This window comes from Prevotella sp. P3-122 (assembly GCF_002251365.1).
GTDB lineage: Bacteria > Bacteroidota > Bacteroidia > Bacteroidales > Bacteroidaceae > Prevotella.
Map to the genome: position 1 here is coordinate 1 of NZ_NPJH01000002.1, position 21498 is coordinate 21498.

Annotated in this window: 21 protein-coding genes; 16 read left to right on the forward strand and 5 right to left on the reverse strand. The window is 41.8% G+C overall.

The features are described 5' to 3' along the window. Nucleotides 1-239: transposase (locus tag CIL02_RS00010; RefSeq protein ID WP_094398443.1), on the forward strand; the 239-nt coding region annotated here is incomplete at its 5' end. 265 nt (nucleotides 240-504) lie between these two features. On the opposite strand, the gene thiL is transcribed toward CIL02_RS00010, so the two are convergent. The 4 genes from thiL to sppA form a co-directional block, all read right to left on the reverse strand. Next, nucleotides 505-1626 (reverse strand): thiamine-phosphate kinase, encoded by a 1122-nt coding sequence (gene thiL, locus CIL02_RS00015; protein ID WP_094398444.1) that lies wholly within the window; start codon nucleotides 1624-1626, stop codon nucleotides 505-507. A 61-nt stretch (nucleotides 1627-1687) separates the two neighbouring features. Then, nucleotides 1688-2497: a purine-nucleoside phosphorylase gene (locus CIL02_RS00020; protein WP_094398445.1), complete on the reverse strand. Its 810-nt coding sequence runs from the start codon at nucleotides 2495-2497 to the stop codon at nucleotides 1688-1690. After that, nucleotides 2382-3572, reverse strand: coding sequence for a tetraacyldisaccharide 4'-kinase (lpxK, locus tag CIL02_RS00025; protein WP_094398446.1), 1191 nt, complete (start codon nucleotides 3570-3572; stop codon nucleotides 2382-2384). Before lpxK ends, CIL02_RS00020 begins: the two co-directional genes overlap by 116 nt. Before the next feature lie 102 nt (nucleotides 3573-3674). Next, entirely contained in the window at nucleotides 3675-5444 is a 1770-nt protein-coding gene (gene sppA, locus CIL02_RS00030; RefSeq protein WP_094398447.1) for a signal peptide peptidase SppA, read from the reverse strand. 1491 nt (nucleotides 5445-6935) lie between these two features. Between sppA and CIL02_RS00035 the strand changes: the two genes are divergently transcribed. The 15 genes from CIL02_RS00035 (at nucleotide 6936) to CIL02_RS00105 (ending at nucleotide 20158) form a co-directional block, all read left to right on the forward strand. Beyond that, nucleotides 6936-8042, forward strand: coding sequence for a DegT/DnrJ/EryC1/StrS aminotransferase family protein (locus tag CIL02_RS00035; protein ID WP_094398448.1), 1107 nt, complete (start codon nucleotides 6936-6938; stop codon nucleotides 8040-8042). A 5-nt stretch (nucleotides 8043-8047) separates the two neighbouring features. Beyond that, entirely contained in the window at nucleotides 8048-8701 is a 654-nt protein-coding gene (locus tag CIL02_RS00040; protein WP_170934961.1) for a transferase, read from the forward strand. Between the two features lie 61 nt (nucleotides 8702-8762). Further along, nucleotides 8763-9428 (forward strand): hypothetical protein, encoded by a 666-nt coding sequence (locus CIL02_RS00045; RefSeq protein WP_094398450.1) that lies wholly within the window; start codon nucleotides 8763-8765, stop codon nucleotides 9426-9428. Between the two features lie 21 nt (nucleotides 9429-9449). After that, on the forward strand, nucleotides 9450-10412 hold the full coding sequence (locus CIL02_RS00050) for a hypothetical protein (RefSeq protein ID WP_094398451.1): 963 nt from the start codon (nucleotides 9450-9452) through the stop codon (nucleotides 10410-10412). 44 nt (nucleotides 10413-10456) lie between these two features. Next, a complete protein-coding gene (locus CIL02_RS00055; RefSeq protein ID WP_094398452.1) occupies nucleotides 10457-10681 on the forward strand; it encodes a hypothetical protein in 225 nt (74 codons plus the stop codon). A gap of 50 nt (nucleotides 10682-10731) precedes the next feature. Further along, nucleotides 10732-11133: a hypothetical protein gene (locus tag CIL02_RS00060; RefSeq protein WP_094398453.1), complete on the forward strand. Its 402-nt coding sequence runs from the start codon at nucleotides 10732-10734 to the stop codon at nucleotides 11131-11133. 156 nt (nucleotides 11134-11289) lie between these two features. Next, nucleotides 11290-12348: a glycosyltransferase gene (locus tag CIL02_RS00065; protein ID WP_141210060.1), complete on the forward strand. Its 1059-nt coding sequence runs from the start codon at nucleotides 11290-11292 to the stop codon at nucleotides 12346-12348. Nucleotides 12349-13333: 985 nt separating this feature from the next. Continuing rightward, nucleotides 13334-13687, forward strand: coding sequence for a capsular polysaccharide synthesis protein (locus tag CIL02_RS16915; RefSeq protein ID WP_141210061.1), 354 nt, complete (start codon nucleotides 13334-13336; stop codon nucleotides 13685-13687). 11 nt (nucleotides 13688-13698) lie between these two features. Then, nucleotides 13699-14676 carry a glycosyltransferase family 2 protein gene (locus CIL02_RS00075; RefSeq protein WP_094398456.1) on the forward strand — a complete coding sequence of 326 codons (978 nt, stop codon included), beginning with the start codon at nucleotides 13699-13701 and terminating at the stop codon, nucleotides 14674-14676. Between the two features lie 448 nt (nucleotides 14677-15124). Further along, nucleotides 15125-15814: a glycosyltransferase gene (locus CIL02_RS16495; RefSeq protein WP_256387539.1), complete on the forward strand. Its 690-nt coding sequence runs from the start codon at nucleotides 15125-15127 to the stop codon at nucleotides 15812-15814. 243 nt (nucleotides 15815-16057) lie between these two features. Next, nucleotides 16058-17479: a lipopolysaccharide biosynthesis protein gene (locus CIL02_RS00085; protein ID WP_240513466.1), complete on the forward strand. Its 1422-nt coding sequence runs from the start codon at nucleotides 16058-16060 to the stop codon at nucleotides 17477-17479. Then, on the forward strand, nucleotides 17476-18273 hold the full coding sequence (locus tag CIL02_RS00090) for a glycosyltransferase family 2 protein (protein ID WP_094398459.1): 798 nt from the start codon (nucleotides 17476-17478) through the stop codon (nucleotides 18271-18273). Before CIL02_RS00085 ends, CIL02_RS00090 begins: the two co-directional genes overlap by 4 nt. Nucleotides 18274-18305: 32 nt before the next feature. Further along, nucleotides 18306-19244 (forward strand): glycosyltransferase family 2 protein, encoded by a 939-nt coding sequence (locus CIL02_RS00095; protein WP_094398460.1) that lies wholly within the window; start codon nucleotides 18306-18308, stop codon nucleotides 19242-19244. Between the two features lie 105 nt (nucleotides 19245-19349). Continuing rightward, nucleotides 19350-19907, forward strand: coding sequence for an acyltransferase (locus tag CIL02_RS00100; protein WP_170934962.1), 558 nt, complete (start codon nucleotides 19350-19352; stop codon nucleotides 19905-19907). Nucleotides 19908-19942: 35 nt separating this feature from the next. After that, complete coding sequence (locus CIL02_RS00105; RefSeq protein WP_141210062.1) at nucleotides 19943-20158, forward strand: glycosyltransferase family 4 protein; 216 nt, start codon at nucleotides 19943-19945, stop codon at nucleotides 20156-20158. Nucleotides 20159-20202: 44 nt separating this feature from the next. Here CIL02_RS00105 and CIL02_RS00110 read toward each other — a convergent pair whose 3' ends face one another. Further along, a complete protein-coding gene (locus CIL02_RS00110; protein ID WP_094398463.1) occupies nucleotides 20203-21339 on the reverse strand; it encodes an IS630 family transposase in 1137 nt (378 codons plus the stop codon). Nucleotides 21340-21498: the final 159 nt, after the last annotated feature.

Here is a 21498-nt window from a genome sequence, read left to right on the forward strand (position 1 = left end):
CTATGGCTCGATGGTACAACAAGGTTGAGGAGGCGGGACTGCACTCGTTCAACGTTATTGCCGCTACCTTCTACGAACATTATGATGAGATCCTTAACTTTTACAACAATCGTTCTTCAAACGCATTAGCGGAATCATTCAATGCTAAAATCAAACTTTTTAGAGCCAATCTGAGAGGCGTCGTTGATAAGAAGTTCTTCCTCTTTCGCATTGCTAAACTTTACGCCTACCCACACTAAATAGCTACTGAGCCGTTATTTGTCCTGCTGTTATCTACGCTTTTGCGCTTACAGCGCGACCATCACTTACATGAAATAACCCAGGGTGTCACTACGCTCTACCCTGGGCTATGCGCTTTTGCGCTTACAGCGCGACAATTACCGACATGAGCTTCAGAATTAGGATATTCATTTTTTGCACATCAAACTGTACACCCTAGTTAATAACCTTAGTTGTGATACCACGAGACGCAATTCAACGCAGCTCCATTCTTGTCAATTCCGGCTATTCTCCATTGCCATCTCTCAGTGGGTTCCAGCCCTGCGCAGTGATGTCGTACTCCGCTCCATCCCTTGCCACAAGCTGTTTTCCGAGTTCTTTTCTTGTGATATGTCCTATCATTCTCACGCCCTCTATCGCAGCCACCTTCTCATGGTCGCCAATTGGAACAGTAAAAAGCAGTTCATAGTCCTCGCCTCCATTCATGGCACACGTAGTGACATTCATGTTCATCTCCTCAGCCATGACAGCAGTCTGATAGTCTATAGGGAGCTGTTTCTCGAAAATCCTGCATCCGCAACCACTCTGCTCACAGATATGCAGCAACTCCGAGCTTAGTCCGTCAGAGATGTCTATCATTGCCGTCGGATGTACATTAGCCCCGCGCAATTTCTCCCTAATGTCACCACGGGCTTCCGGACTAAGCTGTCGCTGCAACAGGTATTCCTTGCCAGAGAAATCAGGCTGGAAGTCATTAAGTTCCTGTGCCTGCTTCTGCAGTTTCGCCACCAGTGCGTCATCACCAGCAGCCTTTGCAGCCTTTATTCGTCTGTTCATATCATCAATCCGCCCATAGTACACAGCCTTCTCCCTCTCCAGGAGCTGTAGCCCCATATAGGCAGCGCCCAGGTCACCGCTGACACATATCAGGTCAGTATCTTTCGCACCATTACGGTAAACAATCTCCTCCTCAGCGGCCTCACCGATGCACGTTATGCTTATGGCCAATCCGGTGAATGACGATGTGGTATCCCCGCCAACGACATCCACATTCCACTTGTTGCATGCGGCACGTAGTCCATAGTAGAACTCGTCAAGGTCTTCAACCTTAAACTTCTTGCTCACCGCTATGCTGACCGTCATCTGCCGAGGCGTTCCGTTCATGGCGAATATGTCACTGATGTTCACCATTGCGGCCTTATATCCCAGGTGCCTCATATCAATATATGTAAGGTCGAAATGTACACCCTCCATCAGCATGTCGGTAGTCACCAGCACATGCTTGTCAGGATAATGCAGGACGGCACAGTCATCACCCACGCCGTACTTTGTTGAGTTATTCTTTCTTTCTATATTATCCGTGAGCCGGTGTATCAGTCCGAACTCACCAAGTTTGGAAATTTCCATTTAAGAATTATCCTTTCTATTATTCACCTGTCATTTGGGTTGTGAGGCGTTCCCTTTGCCCTCACGATCTCCTAATAATCTCTCTCATTATCTCTGTCATCACCGGTTGTGCTGCGTTGGCGGCCTTCTGCACCTCCTCATGGCTAACCTCAACAGGAGTATCAAATCCACCGAGGTCAGTTATTATGCTCACTCCAAACACCTTTATGCCACAATGTCTTGCAACGATTACCTCAGGTACGGTGCTCATGCCCACAGCATCACCACCCAGCAGACGGTACATCCTGTACTCAGCCGGTGTCTCGAAAGTCGGGCCCTGCACACCTACGTACACACCATGTTGTACGCTAATGCCTTTTTCCTCAGCAATCTTGTCGGCCAACGCTATCAGCTCATGGTCGTAAGCCTCGTGCATGTCTGGGAAGCGCGGTCCGGGAGGACAGTTCTTGCCACGCAGAGGATGCTCAGGGAAGAAATTTATGTGGTCATTGATAATCATCAGGTCACCAATCTTGAACTTCGGGTTCATACCACCAGCCGCATTCGACACAAATAGCGTCCTGATACCCAGCTCATACATCACCCTCTCAGGGAAAGTGACCTCCTTCATGCTATATCCCTCATAGAAATGGAATCGTCCCTCCATCGCCATGATATCCTTTCCTCCAAGCTTACCGAATATCAGTTTGCCCGCATGTCCCTCAACTGTAGACACAGGGAAATTAGGTATCTGCTCATATGGGAACTCGTACGTATCAGTTATCTCGGAAGCTAATTGTCCCAGGCCTGTGCCCAGTATTATCGCTGTCTTTGGGCTTGTGGTCATTCTTTCCCTTAGCCAGGATGCTGTTTCTTGAATTTTTGTGTACATAGCTTATAATTTTATTGTTGAAATCTTCTTCCTGCCCCAACATGAACCTCACACATATAGGTTGCACGTAAAGGGCGTTTCTGACCTCTTCAGCCAGTCCGTCCGTCTCCTCCAGCCTCACCGCGTCCTTCTCCGTTGTAATGATGATGCGTGGCAGCGGCATGGTTGCGAACATCTCGTTGATGCGGTCGGCATCCTTTCTGCAGAAGGCGTGATGGTCGCCGAAGGCCATCATAGTTATCGACTTGCACAATGGAGACAGGTCGTTTACCATCTGCTTTGGCGAGGCAATGCCAGTGAGCAACATCACGTTCATGTCCTTCAGCTGCTCATTAGTCATTGTTCCGCCATTATCGCTATCAGTCTTCCATACCTTCACTAGCTCTCCATACTCTATAGTTGTGAAGAACAGGTCCTGATACGGATACAGGTCCATGGCCTTGGTGAGAACCCTGAACTCCATTGGCTTAAGGTCCTTCGGACACTTCGTGATAATCACCATGTCCGCCCTGGCCTTTCCGTTCATAGGCTCGCGCAGCCTGCCTGCAGGCAGCAGTTTGTCGTATATAATCAGCCGGTGATAGTCAACCAGCAGGATATTTATTCCAGGCTTCACATACCGGTGCTGGAAAGCATCATCAAGCAGGATCACGTCTACATCACTTGTCTCACTGTCGCCCGTCAGTCTATTGATGCCATTCCTTCTATCCCTATCGACGGCCACGTACACATTGTCAAATTTCCGAGCCATCTGGAATGGTTCATCACCAATATCACTCATCGTCACCGTACGGTCTGCCAGGATATACCCCTTAGACTTCCTCTTATATCCCCTTGAGAGCACGGCCGTCTTCACCCTGTCCTTAAGCAGGTTCACGAGATACTCCACATGAGGTGTCTTTCCCGAGCCGCCAACAGTAATGTTGCCTACCGAAATCACCGGTATGCTATACGACTTCTGTTTGAGCACCCCCAGGTCGAAGAGCTTGTTTCTTACAAGCACCCCCACCCCATATAGCCAGCTCAACGGCATCAGCCATTCATTTACCTTTATAAAGTCACCTTCTGTCCTCACTCAGATTTATAATTTTTCACAAACACGAACCTCCGACCTTAGCCTTTAGTCCTTAGACCTCCGACCTTTGACCTTAGCCCTTCGTCCTTCGACCTTCGACCCCTACTTCACATTAATCCAGTATGGCAACCGTGCCTGCAGTCTATCAGAATTATTGACATTTTGCAGCATCATCACCGGCTCATAGAGCACACCAAGTGCAGCACGCATCTTTCCGTCCAGATACGATCCGGAAGTCTCGTTCATCAGCTGGTCCCAGAAGTCAGTCTGTTCGGGATAGTTGCGTGTATAGTAGCTCTTGGCCTTGGCAAGCTGTGCAGCCTTGGCAACAGCCTTGTCCAGACCGCCAAGCTCGTCCACGAGTTTTATCTTCAAGGCATCCTCGCCCGTAAACACATGTCCTTGGGCTATAGCCTCCACCTGGTCAACAGTCATCTTCCTGCCGTCAGCAACACGCTTGCGGAACAGCTCGTAACCGCGGCCTATAGATGCAGTGAGATAGCCTATTTCCTCGTCGTTCATCGGACGCGAGGACGTTCCGAAGAGGCTGTTCCTGTTGGTCTTCACAGCATCAAATTTCAGGCCGAGCTTCTGCGTCAGCAACTCGCTATTGTCAGGAACGATACCGAAGATGCCTATACTGCCCGTCAGCGTAGTAGGCTCTGCGAATATATAGTTTGCATTGCAGCTCATGTAGTAGCCACCCGAGGCAGCCTTGCCGCCCATGGAGACAACAACAGGCTTCTCCTTGCGGAGCAGCTCCACCTGGTGCCAAATCTGCTCAGATGCATATGCCGAGCCACCACCGGAGTTCACCCTTATGACGACAGCCTTCACGTCATCATCCTTGGCCAGCTTCTCCAGGTCACGGCACACGTCAGCGCCTACAATGGCAGTCGTATTTGACAAACTGCCACCAACCGACGTCTGTACGATGTCACCATAAGCATAGTATACGGCAATCTCATCGTCACCTCGCTCGCTCTCGTCCTTCACGTTCACCATGTCGGCAACGCTAAGCTGGCAGATATCCTCATCATCCTCTACCTCGAGCATCTTCTTTACCTCAGCCTTTACCTGCTCGGCATAGCGCAGGCCGTCGACCATCTTCTCCTTGACAAGCGTCTGCGCATCGGCCGTCACCAGCGAGTTGTCGGCCAGCTGATTGAGCTTCTCCACACTAATCTTCCTGCTTTCCGACACACCCTTGCACACATTAGCCCACAAGCCGTCAACATACCTCTGGGTCTGCTCACGGTTGGCCTCACTCATCTCTGAGCCAGTGAACATTTCTGTAGCGCTCTTATACTTACCAACCTTTATCACCTGCATCTTTATACCGAACTTGGCCAGCAAGTCCTTCACGAATATTGGCTCCACGCCGATACCGTGCCAGTCGATGCTGCCCTGCGGGTTGACATACAGCTTGTTGGCTGTCGTAGAAACATAGTACGCACCCTGAGTGTATATATCACCATATGCCACAATCCACTTGCCGCTCTTCTTGAAGTCAAGCAACTGGTCGCGTAGCTCCTGTATCTGAGCCATATCTGCCGACAGGGCGCCGCACTCGATGTAGATACCCTTGATGTTTTCATTTGCCTTAGCCTTCTTGATGGCGCTAAGCGTCTCTTCCAGCCCAAGATTGTTGAATGCATTTCCAGTGAACTGGCCGAAGACGTTCTCCGAAGCCCTCTCCTCCATCACTCCGCTGAGATTGACCACCAGCACGGAGTTCTCCTTCACATTCTTCGTAGCCTCACCAGATGCAACCATACCGACAAGACTCATCACGCCGAAAATGACGAAAACGACAAGAAAAAGGAGCAAACCAACGAAGGTTGCCAGCACATACTTGATGAAATCTTTCATATTAATATCATAATTAAATTGTTTTGAGCGCAAATATACGTAAATATATTGATATTTCAACCTTTTTCCGTCAAAAAAAACATTCGCTCTACGTTTTCTCCCCTTTTTCTCCTCATTATGCTCCTCATTTTGCCCTTCGCAAAATGTCAACCCTTCCTCTAACGTCCCGATTTTCCATTCATTCACGATAAATAATCAGGAAAACTATTTGATGTTTCCGAAAAAAGAACTACCTTTGCAACAAATTCACATCATAGCTAATAAAGACTCTGCGAAAACGAAGCCAAATAAACAGGATGACCATGTATGTCAAGACATCCATTCTGGGCAAAACGGGTAAGACTCAATAAACGTAGGCTAATACAAACGGAACAGGCAATCCATTGCCTCACCTTTTCCCATATTTGTCAGGACTTATGTTTTCTACAGCTGGAGAATTAGGTTAGTTATCCGGACACCCCACCCTACCGCAACCCACAAGGATGACGGGAGGAAAAGTCTTGTCCCTAACCATGCCCCACACCAGAGTCTTAAAAACACACATTCCTCACATATCCATCCGTCAAGGACAACTCCAGTCCTGCACATACCGATTCCCAGGCAAAAGCCCCATCCGCCTGCGGACATCCGTGTCATCCGTGTTATCCGTGGATAAAAAGCATCAGCAATCAGTCATCAACAATAATCCACGTCCGCCTGCGGACATCCGTGCCATCCGTGTAATCTGTGGGCTTTAATGCCCCCCAACAGCCTTCATGTCCCACGGATTCCACAGATTCCACAGATTTTATCTGAGCACATCCCATGTCCTGACTATCCGTGCCATCCGTGTAATCCGTGGATAAATAGCAATCAGCAATCAGTCATCAACAATAATCCCCGTCCGCCTGCGGACATCCGTGTCATCCGTGGATAAACAACATCAGCAATCAGCAATCAGTCATCAATAATCAGTCATCAGTCATCAACAATAATCCCCGTCCGCCTGCGGACATCTGTGTCATCCGTGTTATCCGTGGATAAATAGCAATCAGCAATCAATAATCAATCATCAGTCATCAATAATCAATAATCAGGTTCATCCGAAATATGGAGTGATGTCTTATATATTTATGGAGAGTCTAATATATATGTCATAGTCTACGAATACGTTTGCACCATCGATAAGGTTAATAACCTTACGCATGAAAGGTTATTAACCTTACGGCCTTAAGGTTATTAACCTTATCAGCAATGAAAACAATATCCCCTGGCCATGCAACAATAAGTGGTAATCATTCTAAACGTATGATGAGCCGTTATTTTCGCGTTCCACATATAACTATGAAGCCGTTGATTAAGTCTATCCGCAGTATTTTTACAGAAACTCTTCTGTTATTATTCTGTGAGTCATCTACGGACGTTCATGATTAAGAACGGCAAAGTACGTTGTCTGCTAACAGCTCAATTTCGGAGCGACCCTTCGAAATAAAAGAAAAAACATTATATAAAATGGATAAATCATTGATAACAGTAACATCCCCCTTACTTCCAAATCTTGACGAGTTCCATGAAGAACTCAAGAAAATTTGGGATTGTAAGTGGATAACAAACAACGGCAGCTACCACAAGAAGCTGGAAGCAGCTTTGGCAGAATACTTAGGAGTGCCTTACGTAAGCCTATTTACTAATGGCACTTTGCCATTGCTCACCGCCCTTCAGGCTTTGAGAATCACTGGAGAAGTAATTACCACACCTTATTCTTTCGTTGCGACAACCCACTCTATATGGTGGAACGGTTGTAAACCAGTGTTCGTGGATATCGACCCAGCAACTGGTAACATCAATCCCGACCTGATTGAGGCTGCTATTACTCCAAAGACCACAGCCATTATGCCTGTGCATGTGTATGGCAAACCTTGCGACACCAAGCGCATTCAGGAGATTGCCGATACATACGGACTGAAGGTGATATATGATGCCGCCCATGCCTTCGGTGTAAAGGTAAATGATGAGAGCATTCTCAATGCCGGAGATATGTCAACATTGTCGTTCCATGCCACCAAGGTGTTTAATACCATCGAGGGTGGAGCGATGATAATGCATGATGAAAAGACAAAGAAACGCATAGATGACTTGAAGAACTTCGGCATTCACGATGAAGTAACCGTTGTAGGCCCTGGTATCAATTCCAAGATGGACGAGATGCGTTCAGCCTACGGACTTCTCAATCTCCGTCAGGTGGATGCCGCCATTGCTGCCCGTCAGCAGGTAGCAATCAAATATCGCGAAGCCCTTCTCGATGTGGAAGGCATCACCTTCTTCGATGACATGCCTGGAGTAAGGCATAACTACAGTTACTTCCCCATCTTTATCGATGAGAAAGCCTTCGGCATGAGTCGCGATGCACTGTATGCAAAGATGAGAGCAGCCAATGTCCTTGGCCGCAGATACTTCTATCCGTTAATCAGTGAATTCTCCACCTACAGAGGCTTAGAGTCTGCACGACCAGAGAACCTGCCAAACGCCCATAAGATGGCATATAGTGTGTTGTGCTTGCCCATGCACCACGCATTAAGTGATGATGATATTCAGAGAATAATAGATTTAATTCGATGAAGAATATGCCAAAGGAAATATATTTACTAGGAGTTGGTCATAGCACGCCATTCTTTGCAGAATTAGCAGAAGCATGCGGATATAGAGTGGCAGGTCTTTATCATTACAATGACGATAGAACAGGTCAGACTGATCATGGATTCCCAATACTAGGGTCCTTCAATGATTTGTACTCTTCAAATATAGAGGGTAAGAACTTTATGCTTACAATGGGTAATATGGAAATTAAAAGGGAAGTAAGTCGGGAATTATTACATAGGAAGGGTGTAATACCTTCTCTTGTTCATCCTAATGCAGTTATTTCTCGTTTTGCTAAAATATCTGATTGTGGAGTGTTAGTATGTTCTTCTTGTGAAATACACTCAGATGCTATAGTTGGTGAGGGATGTGTCTTATGGCCACAAGTAGTGATAGGACATAATACACAACTACATGAGTATGTATTTTGTGGTCCTAAAGCATATGTGGGTGCTTATATTGAAGTCTATGACCAAGCCTTTATAGGACAATGTTCTGTTTGTATTTCAGGTAAAATCGATTCTATAGGAGAGTCTGCAATTATTGGTGCAGGTGCTGTAGTAACAAAAAGCGTACCACCCAATGTTATAGTCAAGGGAAATCCTGCAAAGATAACAAAAGTACAGCGGGGGGAGGGGTAAAATGTATTAGTGTAATGTGCTTGATGTCTTCTATAGATTTTAATGAACACAGGAGGGCATCATGATGAAAGAATTATATGCACTAGGTATTGGTTTCACAACGCCTGTATTTATAGAGATAGCAATTGATTGCGGATATACAATAGCTGGCTTATATCATTATAATAATGATAGAACTGGAGAAATGGATCATGGATATAAGATACTAGGATCATTTGAAGATCTATTTAGTCAAGATATAACTGGCAAGTTGTTCCTCCTGACCATGGGAGATATGAGAATCAGAAAAGATCTTACAGACCGAATTTATAGTAGAGGTGGAATTATTCCAACTCTTATACATCCAACAGCTCGGGTTTCAAAATTTGCACATGTATCTCAGAATGGAGTTTTGATAGCCCCCAACTGTATTGTACAGGCTGACGTAACGATCGCAGATGGAGTTGTGATGCGCGATCAGGCGTTAATTTGCCACACTACAAATATTGAATCATTTGTTTTCATTGGACCTCAAGCATTAGTAGGAGCCCTTCTCAATATTAAAGAATTTGTCTTTATAGGTCAGAAATCGCTGCTAATATCAAAAAAAGCAAAAATAATTGGTCCAAATAGTATTGTGGGTGCAGGTTCTGTCGTCACAAAATCATTCGAAAGCGGGACTACTGTAATAGGTAATCCAGCAAAATTGTTAGAAACTAAAGGAACGAGTACTGAAGTGAATCCATAAAGTTAGATATAACACAACCAGATGGCAAAGCATATTTCAGCAAATCGTGTAGCCGAATCGAAAGAACTTGTCTTATGGAAGAAGATTAAGAAACCTTTCGAAAAAGCCAAGGGCCTTGCAGGAAATAAAGATGTGGTTGATGTCTTCAAATACTGCTATCCTAATCTGTGGAAAGAAGTGTGTGAAATTCATAAAGAGATGGTTTTATGGAATTCTTCACGGAAGAAAAAGCATCTTGGCTCTGTTTATTCTTTCGCGTCTCCTGAGTTGTTCCTAAAAAGTCATTTATCTGTCAAGGCAGATACAAGCCTTATTAGAGGCAAATCTATAAAAGAAGCTGAAGCATGCATTGAATCCGTCAGGAAGCAGTCCTTGTCAAAGCTCCGTAGCCGAGAACAAAGTGAAGCGAAAAGAGAGCGATATAAACAGCACACTCAACCTCGTTATGTTTACCAACATATAAAGGCGTATTACAATACTCGCAAGTTGAATCCTGAAGATATTGACACTAGATATCTCATTGTTCACGAATTGGCAAAATATAAGTGTGAAGGTACAATACAGTTCCTAACAAAGCTTGTAAGATGCGAAAAGAACTTGCCTCTCCAGCACTATGCATGGCTGAAATTAAATGAACTTGGGGTTACTGGTGTTCACAAGGGACGCAGGAAGGGGAAAAAGAAATTGACCCATACCAAAAGATTCGTTCCCATACTTTCTCCGCAGGATTTGTTAAAGGCTATATATAATTCACCACTCGAACAAATGAAACATTACGATCTATTTTTATCTCACTCATACAAAGACAAGGATAAATTGATAGAATTGAAAGACTCCTTGAATGCTATGGGTCTCAATGTTTATATGGATTGGGTAAACGACAAAGATGAACTATTGCGGGATTTGACATGCGCAGAAACGGCAAAGGTTATCACAGAGAGAATAAAAGCAAGTAAGGCTATTCTCTATGTACATACCAATTAAAGAAGGGACTAAGGTCAACAGCAACTTGGCCTTTGTATTCCACATTGGCAGCAATCAGCATAGTTCTTTGCTTTGTCTTTGCCAATTCCCCAAAAGAGAACAATAATGTGCAGGAACCGGAAGAGCCATTGCGTCAGCTTGTAGTAAAGCAAGACTCTATTGCTCATGCCGTAAAAGCTTTTATCGAGAAGTATGAACCAGTGACTGTCGAAAACAAGTCATACAACAACTCCTCCTTCTTTAGAGCAAACAATGTTGATTCTTTTTGAAATTAAAGTTGGGGCAATAGCGTCACTCAATATTTCGGATGAAATAAATCATGGACATAGAATATAAAGATAAAGGATATTGCTCATTTAAATTGGGTGATAATTTAAAAAAGAATACTGATTGTATACCTGATGGATATGGGGTCTATATCTTCCGTAAAAATACAAAAGGTGGAGATATCCTATATATTGGAAAGAGCGGTACTATATTACAATGTGGAGTTTTTAAGGCGCAAAATTTAAGAAATAGGTTAAATAACAAACAAGCAGGGATACGAAGGCAAGATTTTTTCACCCAAATGATAAATAAAGATATAGAAATAAAGCAAATAATCATTGAATGGTATATTATAGATGAGCAGAAATATCTTCCTGGATTAATAGAAGCTCTATTGTTACAGGATTATTTTACGCATCACTCTTGTTTGCCGATATGGAATAATGAATTCTAAACAGCTAAATTCTCATTTATGTAACAGCAAATAGAATATAAATTAGGAGATAACAGACTCCGAATCTTTAACTCATTCCATTGTAGGCACTGGAAAAGTGCACATAAAGGTGATAGGCCCTAAATTGAGTATTTTTAAATCAAATAGTAAGAAACTATGTTGGAAACAAATATTAAAACATGCGTATACTGCATAACATACAACCATTCACAGTATATTACGGATACGATGAAGGGATTTGCTATGCAGGAGACAGACAGTCCATATATATGCTGTATTATCGATGACGCCTCAACAGATGGCGAACAAGATGTAATATTGGAATTCATAAACAGCAATTTCGCTGTTGACAAGCAAGACGAAACATACAGAAGCGAGACAGACAAAGCAATCAAACTACTCGCTCAACACAATACAAACAAGAACTGCTTCTTCTACGCCATACTTCTAAAGGAAAACCATTACTCCAAAGGCCTGCCGAAAAGACAATACGTTCAGGAATGGTTAGACAAATCAACATACTTATCACTCTGCGAGGGCGATGACTTCTGGACAGACCCGACTAAGCTGCAACAGCAAACCGATTTTCTCGACACGCACATTGAGTACACAATGTGTTTCCACGACGTGGACATTGTTGCAGAAAAAGGCAGGACAAAATATGACGTATTCGGAAAGCTGGAAGACAGAGACTACACCATAGAGGAAACAATAAAATACTGGAAAGTTCCTACCTGCTCAATGGTTCTAAGAACATCTATATGGAATAAGGTTCCAACGAACCCGAAATTTAGAATGGGAGACAACTTGGTGGTTTACACTTGCCTTACATACGGAAAAATCCGTTGCATTCCAAACAAGATGGGAGTATACCGTCTTACTCCTACCAGTTGGATTGGCGGCCAAAGCAGTAAGAAGCAACGCTACCTCTACATATCCCACTACAAGGGGCTACTTGAGTCACTCCCTATATGTAGATGTCAAGCCATGTACGAGAATATGGAGAGTCAGTACTTTCAGCTAATGACAATATTAAAAATGGAAGGCAACAACGAGGAGTTCAACCGCATAAAAGACGAATACCTCAACTACCCAGGCGAATGCCACATTGACAGTTTTACCAAATACTACCAAAAGGAAAAACTCAGAGTATTGGCAAAGAAATTATTAGGAAACAAGCTTAGCCTGATAATTGCCAAACTGAAAAGAATATAATAGCAGGAAACACAGGACCTTGCAAGGAATATTTAATTAACCCACAAAGATGCAAAAAGAGTCCAGGGTATACAAAAGCCTCCTAAATGCCAGGATAAGCTTAATATTCTACTTTATCAGCATAGCCATATCATTCTTCTCAATTTAGACATAAGAATTATGTGCAGCAGTGAAAATTTAGAAATAAAGTAAAAACCGAATACCATGAAGCTCGCTTCTTTTGTTGAGAAGCAACGCTATGCCATAAATAGAGTACTTACATCCGTGTCATCTAAGTAATCTGTTGACACTATTCGATAACAAGTTATATTCGTGGCTCCACACAAAACCCGTCCTCTTGCGGACAACCATGTTCATCCATGTAATCTATGGGAAAATAGCATCAGCTATCAACAATCAGAAATCAGTCATCAGCAATCAATAATCAATCATCAATCATCAGTCATCAACTTTGCGACCTTGGCGCCTTGGCGAGAAAAAAATCACGCAATAAACATCTAAGAAAGAACTCTCGCAAATGCACAGAGGACGCTAAGAAGTGCACAATCAAAGTTTGAAAATGTTGTTTAAATAAAAAAGAGATGAAGTTAACGTGCATTATCATGCATTGGCTACGCAGAGGACGCTAAGGCCTCGTTGTAAAAGTCTCGTTCCTTGCCTTGCCATCAGCTCTTAAAAATCTTCGAGTTAAAGTCTATATGAAATGTTCTATGCGGTTTTAGCTTGAAAACAAGAAAGTTATGTTTAAATAAAAATCAATCCTTTGATATCTATACCTGTATCCACAGTGCAGTGAAACCAAGGGACTGGATTTAAAAATAGTCCACATAACTGGTTGATATGACGTGGCGGGGTATTGACGTTTTCACTATAGCACATACACGACTATCATAATGTTCCTGTTCATGCAAATTAACACAATAAAAATATCGAGGTTGATGTAGAATTGGGTGAAACCGATAGTAAAAGATTTAAACTATATATTATGTTTCAAGAATTCAATAAAATAAGGTCTTGTACATCCATATGGCTTGCATTAAGACTAAGCTTTTTATCTCATATTATAAGAGATAAAGACACGCGTACGGTTTATATTCAGAATCTGAGGTTATCTTTTTTGAAGCATCAGTATTCGTCTCTGCTCTCAGAGCTGGAATCGGATATGCGGAATTATTCGCCTTCTGCCGATATGACATTATCAACTATATGGATATTTTGGTGGCAGGGTGAGGATTCGATGCCTCCTTTAGTCAAGGCATGTTATCTGCAGGCAAAAAAGGTCTTTCATGATAAGAAGGTTGTGCTTCTAAACCATGCTTACAAAATAACATTGGAATAAGTTAAGTCAAAATGAATGAGACAACAAACTATAGATCAACTTCTTTAGATGACCCAATAGTCTCTGTAATTATACCAATCTATAATGCAGAGAAAACGCTGCAGCGTACCGTGGATAGCATTCTTAAACAGACATTTCATGATTTCGAATTGATTCTTGTCAATGATGGCAGTAATGATGGTTCCTTGTCAATCTGTTATCTTTATGCAAGTAAAGACGTTCGAATTAAAGTCGTTAATCATAAGAACATGGGATTGAGTCTTGCACGTTCATCTGGCATCAAGGCTTCAATTGGACACTATATTCTTTTTGTTGATGCAGACGATTGTATAGAACCGGACACGTTAGAGGCCCTTTATGGAGAAGCTAAGAAAACAGACGCAGATATGGTCATTTGTGATTATTTCGAACATTTGGACAATGCGGTCAAGGAAGTGAAACAACGTCCAAATTATTTTAGCGCAGATAATGTCCTTGGTGAAATCATACGCGGCGAAATGTGGGGGCTGATGTGGAATAAGCTGATACGCAGAAGTATTTTTCAACAATTTCACGTGCAATTTTCGGCAGACATTATCCTCTTGGAAGATATGTATATTAATGCTCAACTTCTTTTACACCCTTTGAAACTCGCTTATGTGGATAAAGCTTTGTATCATTATGACCGTACTGCTAATCCAAACAGTATTACAATGAGCAAGGAACCGAATTTCAATAAGACGGCAAATGGGCTTGTTACCCTTTTCCGTGAATTATTTATAAACACAAAGTTCTGGCCATTGTGGGTGGAACACCAGTTGCCTTGGATATCTTATCTCTGTTTATATTATCAGTCTTTTTCAAGTACCAAGTACCAAAAGGAGTTTCATTATCTGATAGATTATAAAGTAACAGGAGTAAATAGATTTGTATTATTGGGACTTAATCATTATCGGTTGGCAATTATCGCTATAAGGTTGCGCAAAATGATAGGCAGGCTACTTCATTAAATAATAGAGTTCTCAATCAAACACTAGTATGAAGATTCTATATTTACAAGACAAATTTGGTACAGGAGGTATCAATAAGATAACTTCTTTAAAAGAGAACTACCTTGTTGACAAGGGCTTTGACATTCACAATTTGAATGTCTTGGATAAGGAATGTGTGCCTCGCAAGGGGGTGTATTCTGACAAGATAAATTTTCATTCTATAAGTATAGATCGATTGACGCGGTTAAGAAACATCCCTGTCATTGGAAGGATCCTCCGTTTCGTTTATTTATGTTTTAGGTTGTTGAAGTTGTACAGGGAGATCCGTCCGGATATTATAGTGAGTACTATGCCTCGTTTAGAGCCAATGCTTGTCGTTTGGCTGACAAATCATATTGCTCGCATTCAAGAGTTCCATGGGTGGTATAATAGTGTGAATCAATTATCTTTGTCAGAAGAGAAGGAGATGCAAAGGAGGACGAAATATTACCACCTGGTAGCCTTGACACAGCGAGAAGCCAACCATATAGAGCAATTGCTTCAACATAAATGTTTGAATATTCCCAATGCAACATTTTTGCATCCTTCGACTGTCTCTACATGTACAAATAAGCAAGTCTTGATATTAGCAAGATTTGATCCTATAAAGGGCATAGCCACTTTCCTAAGAAATTGGCTCAAGGTTCAAGATATTCACCCTGACTGGGAACTATACCTTGTAGGCGATGGGCCTGAGAAAGAAAAGATAAAACACGAGATAAAAAAATATAACTTACGGACTGTTCATATACTTCCATATACACTTCATCCGTCTGAGGAGTATCTAAAATCTTCAATCTTTCTACTGCCATCAGTTTCTGAGGGTTGGCCGTTGGTCATTATTGAAAGTATGGCCTACGGCGTACCTGTTATTGCGTACGATTGTCCGTGCGGTCCCTCTGAGATTATCCAATCAGGGATAGACGGCTTTGTAACTGAATATGGAAATCCTGAAGCAATGATAGAGAAAATATTGTACCTCATTGAACATCCTGATGTTAGAATATCGATGGGGAATAATGCAAAAGAGAATATTCAACGTTTCAACATAGATGATATTATGGAGAGATGGATAAAACTGTTCAAACAATTATCTTGTGAGGCTGGTCATCGATAGATACAAGCTATAGTTAAATTCATTCATCTGCTTGTCTTAAGATTCAGCTTAATCATCCGCATAATCAATTAAAGCCTTTTTGAAGAAAGGTATTACATCCATAATCTGATATTAATGGTTCAACAGTCACGCATATATAAGAGTCTGCTCAATGCGAGGGTAAACCTATTTTACTATTTCGTTTTTATCCTCCTTTCTTTCTTTTCCAGGAAAATATTCCTTAACTGTCTGGGGGCAGACTTCATGGGCTTGGGTGGGACATTGTCCAACATTCTTGGGTTTCTCAGTCTGGCAGAAATGGGCGTAGGAGCCGCCGTGAGTTACAATCTCTATAAACCCATAGAACAAGGAGATAGGAAAAAAGTAGAAGAATTGGTTTCCGTCTTTGGCTATCTTTACAGGAAAATAGGGTTATTGATATTAGTTGCTGGCTGTATTCTTAGTTTGTTTATACCTCTAATTTTCAAAAAGACTGTCTTTGATTTTGGACTTATCTACTTTGCTTTCTTTTGCATCCTGGGGTCTTCCTTGTTGGGTTATTTCATCAATTATCGGCAGATCCTTTTGACTGCAGATCAGAAGCAATATGTGGTCTCGATCTATATACAGGGAGCCTCAGTGGTAAAATGCTTATTACAAATGTTTTTTGCATATAAATTGGGCAACTATTATGTATGGATTATCTTAGAGTTTCTTTTTTCTTTTATAGGCTGTGCGGTTCTCAACTATAAAATTAATAAGACATATCCATGGTTGCACGCTTCGGTTGCTAAAGGGAAAAAAGTTTTTTCTCAGTATCGATATTTGATTGGATTTACGAAGCAGGTGTTTATTCATAAAATCAAGGATTTCTTGTTAAACCAGAGTGACCAAATCTTGATTTTCGCTTTTGTCTCGTTGAAGATGGTAGCCTACTACGGCAACTACACTTTGGTTGTAACAAGGGTTTCTTCCATGTTTGACTCTGCTTTAGGTAGTTTTACGGCAGGTGTTGGCAATTTAGTGGCAGAAGGTAATAATAAGAGATCACAAGAAGTTTTTTGGGAAATAGTTGCTCTACGCTTCTTTGTAGCTGGATTTCTTATTTTTTCAGTTTACAATCTTTTAGAACCCTTTATATCTCTCTGGTTGGGCAAACGATATTTGTTGGATCATACTATTCTCATTTTATTACTTGTAACAGTGTTCATCTCTCAAACACGTGGAGCCGTTGATATGTTTAATACAGCTTTTGGACATTACGCCGATACGTGGGCAGCTTGGGCAGAACTCATACTTAATATTGCAACAACGCTTGCAACTGCTCCTTTTTTAGGTATTGCAGGTATTCTGTTGGGGAAAATAGTGAGCACGTTTATTATAATCATTGTTTGGAAACCATATTATCTTTTTAAGGTGGGTTTTCGTAGTAAAATGTCTGTTTATTGGATGCAGGAGATGAAATTCTATATTTCATTGATGGCATCAATTATTATTTCAACTATGTTGTTCAATCTAATTACAATTAATGCTGGAGATTCTTTTCTTAATTTGATTAAAAAAGGAGTTATTACAGTTCCTATGTTTTGCATTATTTATCTGGTTCTTCTATATTCGTTGACTCAGGGAACCAGAGATTTGACGCATAGGATCATGGGTATGGTTACTAAAAAAATATCAAAATGAAGTTGTCTATTATAACTGTTAACTTCAATCATAAAGAAGGTCTTAAAGATACGATTCTCAGTGTGATAAATCAAAAATATTTTGATGATTACGAGTTTATCGTTATTGACGGAGGTTCTTTTGATGGAAGTAAGGAACTTATAGAAGAATATGCCAGCCATATAGACTATTGGGTTTCGGAGAAGGATGGAGGCATATACAATGGGATGAATAAAGGTATACGAGTTGCTAAGGGCGACTATCTCATTTTTATGAATTCCGGCGACACATTCTATAATGACCATGTCTTGAAAGATGTTTTCTGTGTTGACCGTAATGCAGACTTTATCACAGGAAATCATGCTGTGGGTTCTGATATCCATACCTCTCCTCGAAATGTGACTTGCCGTTATATGTTCATTACGGCTCTTTATCATCAAGCAACCTTTATAAAGGCAAAGACCTTTAAGGATCAGCTTTATGATGAGCATCTGAAGATAGTAGCTGATTGGGCACATATGTTCAAATGCTTGATTCTTGAAAATGCCACTTACCAGCATATTGATGTCGTCGTTTGTCTATGCGAGGAAGGTGGGGTCTCTTCCACTCAATGGGAGAAGGTGTTGAGTGAGCGTAAGAAGTTCTTACAAGATACTCTGCCTTCGCGTATCTACAACGATTACGAATCATTTTTTTCAAATCAGCAATTTAGCACGTGTCCCACAGATATAGTTAAAAGTGTGTCCGCAGTTTGTAATGGTGGCCTAAAAGAAATTATATTGCGTAGACTTCTCAGACTTTTGGTTAGACTGTAGTAAATGAATATTGATTAAATAAAATATAAATCATGATTTCTGTTATTATCCCTGTCTATAATGCTGAAAGCACATTGCGAAGGTGTTTGGATAGCATACTAAATCAGCTGTACAGTTCTTTGGAAATCATTTTAGTAGATGACGGGAGCAAGGATAATAGTGGTCGCATATGCGATGAGTATGGAGAACAAGATGATAGAATTATTGTCATTCATCAAGGAAACAAAGGCGTTTGTTTAGCGAGAAACAGAGGATTGGATATCGCAAAAGGAGAGTATGTGGGATTTGTAGATTCTGACGATTATATCGATCCGGATTATTTTAAAATACTCCTTGATAATATGGGGAAAAGTAAAACTGATATTTGTTTTTCAGCATTAGAGGAGGTTCCTAACATTGCTCCATCAACCTTTATATCAAATAAAAATGACTTAGTCTCTCTCATCATAGGACAGAAGTTCGGTAACAATGCTGGGCCTTTCAATAAGCTGTTTAAGAATTCTATTATCGGTTCTCTCAGATTTGATAAAGATATATTTGTGGGAGAAGATACGCTCTTCGACGTAGAATATGCCAAAAAGTGTAGAAATGGTGTATTCGTAAATAAGGTAATGTACCATTATGACCAGCGTACATCAAGTAGTTCTTACATGAGCGATCCTTCGAAATTATTTAAGTACCTGACTTATGCAGAGTCCAGAAAAAAAATGCTTCTTGATACATCCACGCTATCTGATAAGTGTCGTGAGATGTTAATACATTCTTATTTGAATAGTATCCTTAATTGTTATTACCAGTCTCGCTATTTTCACAATCAGAAAGAAGAAAGAAGAATGTGTCATGTTATGAAAGAGGCATTGAAAACTTATCGACATGATAATTTGCCGATAAGACAGAAATTTACCTACTGGATGATGGGATATTTTCCTTCCATTTTCCCTGTTTGGAATGCTATCAATACAAGGCTATAAGAAAAGATGAATCGATTAATTTATTATCTTCGTATTTACCCCAAGTCTCTTCTCTTCTGTCTCCGATATCTACCTTTTCGTCAGGCGTTTCGGATTCCGATCCTTGTGAGCAAACTGAAGGTTGGGACGTTACACAGGGGCGACATCGTCTTTACCTCGGAACCACGGCGGGCAAGGGTCGTATTGGGGTTCACTGGGACAGAGCGAAGAGATAGTCGTGCAGCTTATCTCTCTGTTCATGAAGGTGGAAAACTCGTGCTGGGAGAGCATATAACGATAGAGAGGGGTACGGCTATCGTCATCAACGGAGCGCGGCTGGCGATAGGCAACAACTTCTTCTGCAATGGCGACTGCTTCTTCACATGTGACCGCGACATCACTATCGGTAACGACAATCTTTATGGCTGGCGGGTCGAGATGAATACCACTGACGGGCACGACATCTTCGAAAATGGTCAGAGGAAGGAGCGGAGCAAGCCGATCACCATTGGCAATCATGTATGGATCTGCTCTGGCAGTCATATCGGCAAAGGGGTGGTGATAGCCGACGACTGTGTCGTGGCACAACGGTCACTGGTCATCAAAAAACACCTCACGCCACACACACTCATCGGCGGTATGCCGGCAAAGGATATTAAGAGTGGGATAGCATGGAAGGGTTAGACAGCAGAGGTTCGGCTGAAGAATCTAAATGCACAATGAATGTACGAATGATGAACATTGCTTTTATCATCGAGTCGGACTATAACTCCGGTGGTATGGAACGGATGCTCAGCACCATGGCCAACAGGCTAACGGAGTGGTTTGACATCACTACCATCACGGCGTTCAACGAGGGGAGAGCACTCTGTGATTACACCTTTGCTATGGGAAAATTAGACAAACAGAAAGGTAGAGTCGCTAATTTTTTGTAAACTTCGTATTTGTGTTATCTTTGCGAACTATTAGTCTGTAAAGTCTAAAAAGTGACAATAGGATACAAATGTTTGAGTTTGATTCTGGCATCGTCTGTTGTGAATTGCCAGTCCACCCCTTTCTGCATAGCATTCCTATCAGTGTGCCATTTCTCGAGTTCAGAGTTCAAGTCTTCCAAATTATCAATTCTCCGTTTCCCGAGGCATTGTTTAGATAACGCAGACAACTCAATCTCTGCTATGTCGAGCCAACTTCCATGCTTGGGTGTATAATGGAATTCGAATCTTTTGGCGAGTCTTAGTGCTTCTGCTGGCGGAAATGTCTCATAGAAAGAACTTTTGTCATGGGTGTCGAGATTGTCACACACCATGATAATCTTTTCAGCATTAGGATAAACTTCGTTAGCAAGCCATTTCATCTGTTTGGCCCAGTCAGTCTTTGTTCTATGCTCTAATGCTTTAGCATGGCGAAATCCTGCAAGAGGCTCTGTAAAAAGGAATATACTACAAGTACAATTGCGGACGTATTCACTATCTTGGATGAGAGCACCATTCTTCTTACGACGTCCTTGGCGCGCATCTGCCAGCAATTGTAGAGGCTTTTCGTCCATGCAGACAACAGGAAACCGTTCGTCATACGGACGGCTATATACTTCCAGCACATCCTCCATGCAAGCGGCAAAATCAGCGCTTTGTTCCTTTGGTATACACCATTCCTCAACAAGGTGTGGCTTGAGACTATTCTCTTTCAATATCTTTCCCACTGTTGTATGGCTTATCTTGTCTATGTAATTCATCTGTACCATCCTTTCTGACAACAGGCGTAGTGTCCATCTGCAATATCCTTCAGGAGGATTGTGACAAGCCATGGCTATCACGTGTGCTTCCACTTCGCCTGTAATCTTGCTCTCCACCGGAGGCGTCTTACGTGTCTTGCGATATATGCATTCTATACCACTGACTTCATATTCTTTCAAAACCCGGCTGACAGTCTGCTTTTTTGTGCTCAACAAGTCTGCCAACTCTTCTGTTGTATATTGTTTCTTGCCTTTTCTGTTGCTATTGAGTAGAATTTGTGCGCGCCGTATCGTTCGAGCTGGGGATGTACCCTTGGAAAGTAATTGTTCCAGGAACTTTTGATCTTTCAGGGAGAGTGTTATGATGATTTTCTGTCTTGACATAGTTGAGTGTAACCCTTTGGGCATCAACTATAAATGTACGGAAAATAATTGACATAGACAAATTTAATGCTCTAAAATTTAGCGCGTTAGACAACATTCTCCTTCCGCTGATAAACGTCCAGTTTGATTGCTGGTTAAGTAACTTGTTTTGTCACTTTT

Excerpts from the sequence above, each read along its gene's own strand:
- thiL (WP_094398444.1), bottom strand. The coding sequence starts at position 1,626 with ATGGAAATTTCCAAACTTGGTGAGTTCGGACTGATACACCGGCTCACG.
- CIL02_RS00020 (WP_094398445.1), bottom strand. The coding sequence starts at position 2,497 with ATGTACACAAAAATTCAAGAAACAGCATCCTGGCTAAGGGAAAGAATG.
- sppA (WP_094398447.1), bottom strand. The coding sequence starts at position 5,444 with ATGAAAGATTTCATCAAGTATGTGCTGGCAACCTTCGTTGGTTTGCTC.
- CIL02_RS00035 (WP_094398448.1), top strand. The coding sequence starts at position 6,936 with ATGGATAAATCATTGATAACAGTAACATCCCCCTTACTTCCAAATCTT.
- CIL02_RS00040 (WP_170934961.1), top strand. The coding sequence starts at position 8,048 with ATGCCAAAGGAAATATATTTACTAGGAGTTGGTCATAGCACGCCATTC.
- CIL02_RS00045 (WP_094398450.1), top strand. The coding sequence starts at position 8,763 with ATGATGAAAGAATTATATGCACTAGGTATTGGTTTCACAACGCCTGTA.
- CIL02_RS00050 (WP_094398451.1), top strand. The coding sequence starts at position 9,450 with ATGGCAAAGCATATTTCAGCAAATCGTGTAGCCGAATCGAAAGAACTT.
- CIL02_RS00060 (WP_094398453.1), top strand. The coding sequence starts at position 10,732 with ATGGACATAGAATATAAAGATAAAGGATATTGCTCATTTAAATTGGGT.
- CIL02_RS00065 (WP_141210060.1), top strand. The coding sequence starts at position 11,290 with ATGTTGGAAACAAATATTAAAACATGCGTATACTGCATAACATACAAC.
- CIL02_RS16915 (WP_141210061.1), top strand. The coding sequence starts at position 13,334 with ATGTTTCAAGAATTCAATAAAATAAGGTCTTGTACATCCATATGGCTT.
- CIL02_RS00075 (WP_094398456.1), top strand. The coding sequence starts at position 13,699 with ATGAATGAGACAACAAACTATAGATCAACTTCTTTAGATGACCCAATA.
- CIL02_RS16495 (WP_256387539.1), top strand. The coding sequence starts at position 15,125 with ATGCAAAGGAGGACGAAATATTACCACCTGGTAGCCTTGACACAGCGA.
- CIL02_RS00085 (WP_240513466.1), top strand. The coding sequence starts at position 16,058 with ATGGGCTTGGGTGGGACATTGTCCAACATTCTTGGGTTTCTCAGTCTG.
- CIL02_RS00090 (WP_094398459.1), top strand. The coding sequence starts at position 17,476 with ATGAAGTTGTCTATTATAACTGTTAACTTCAATCATAAAGAAGGTCTT.
- CIL02_RS00095 (WP_094398460.1), top strand. The coding sequence starts at position 18,306 with ATGATTTCTGTTATTATCCCTGTCTATAATGCTGAAAGCACATTGCGA.
- CIL02_RS00105 (WP_141210062.1), top strand. The coding sequence starts at position 19,943 with ATGAATGTACGAATGATGAACATTGCTTTTATCATCGAGTCGGACTAT.
- CIL02_RS00110 (WP_094398463.1), bottom strand. The coding sequence starts at position 21,339 with ATGTCAAGACAGAAAATCATCATAACACTCTCCCTGAAAGATCAAAAG.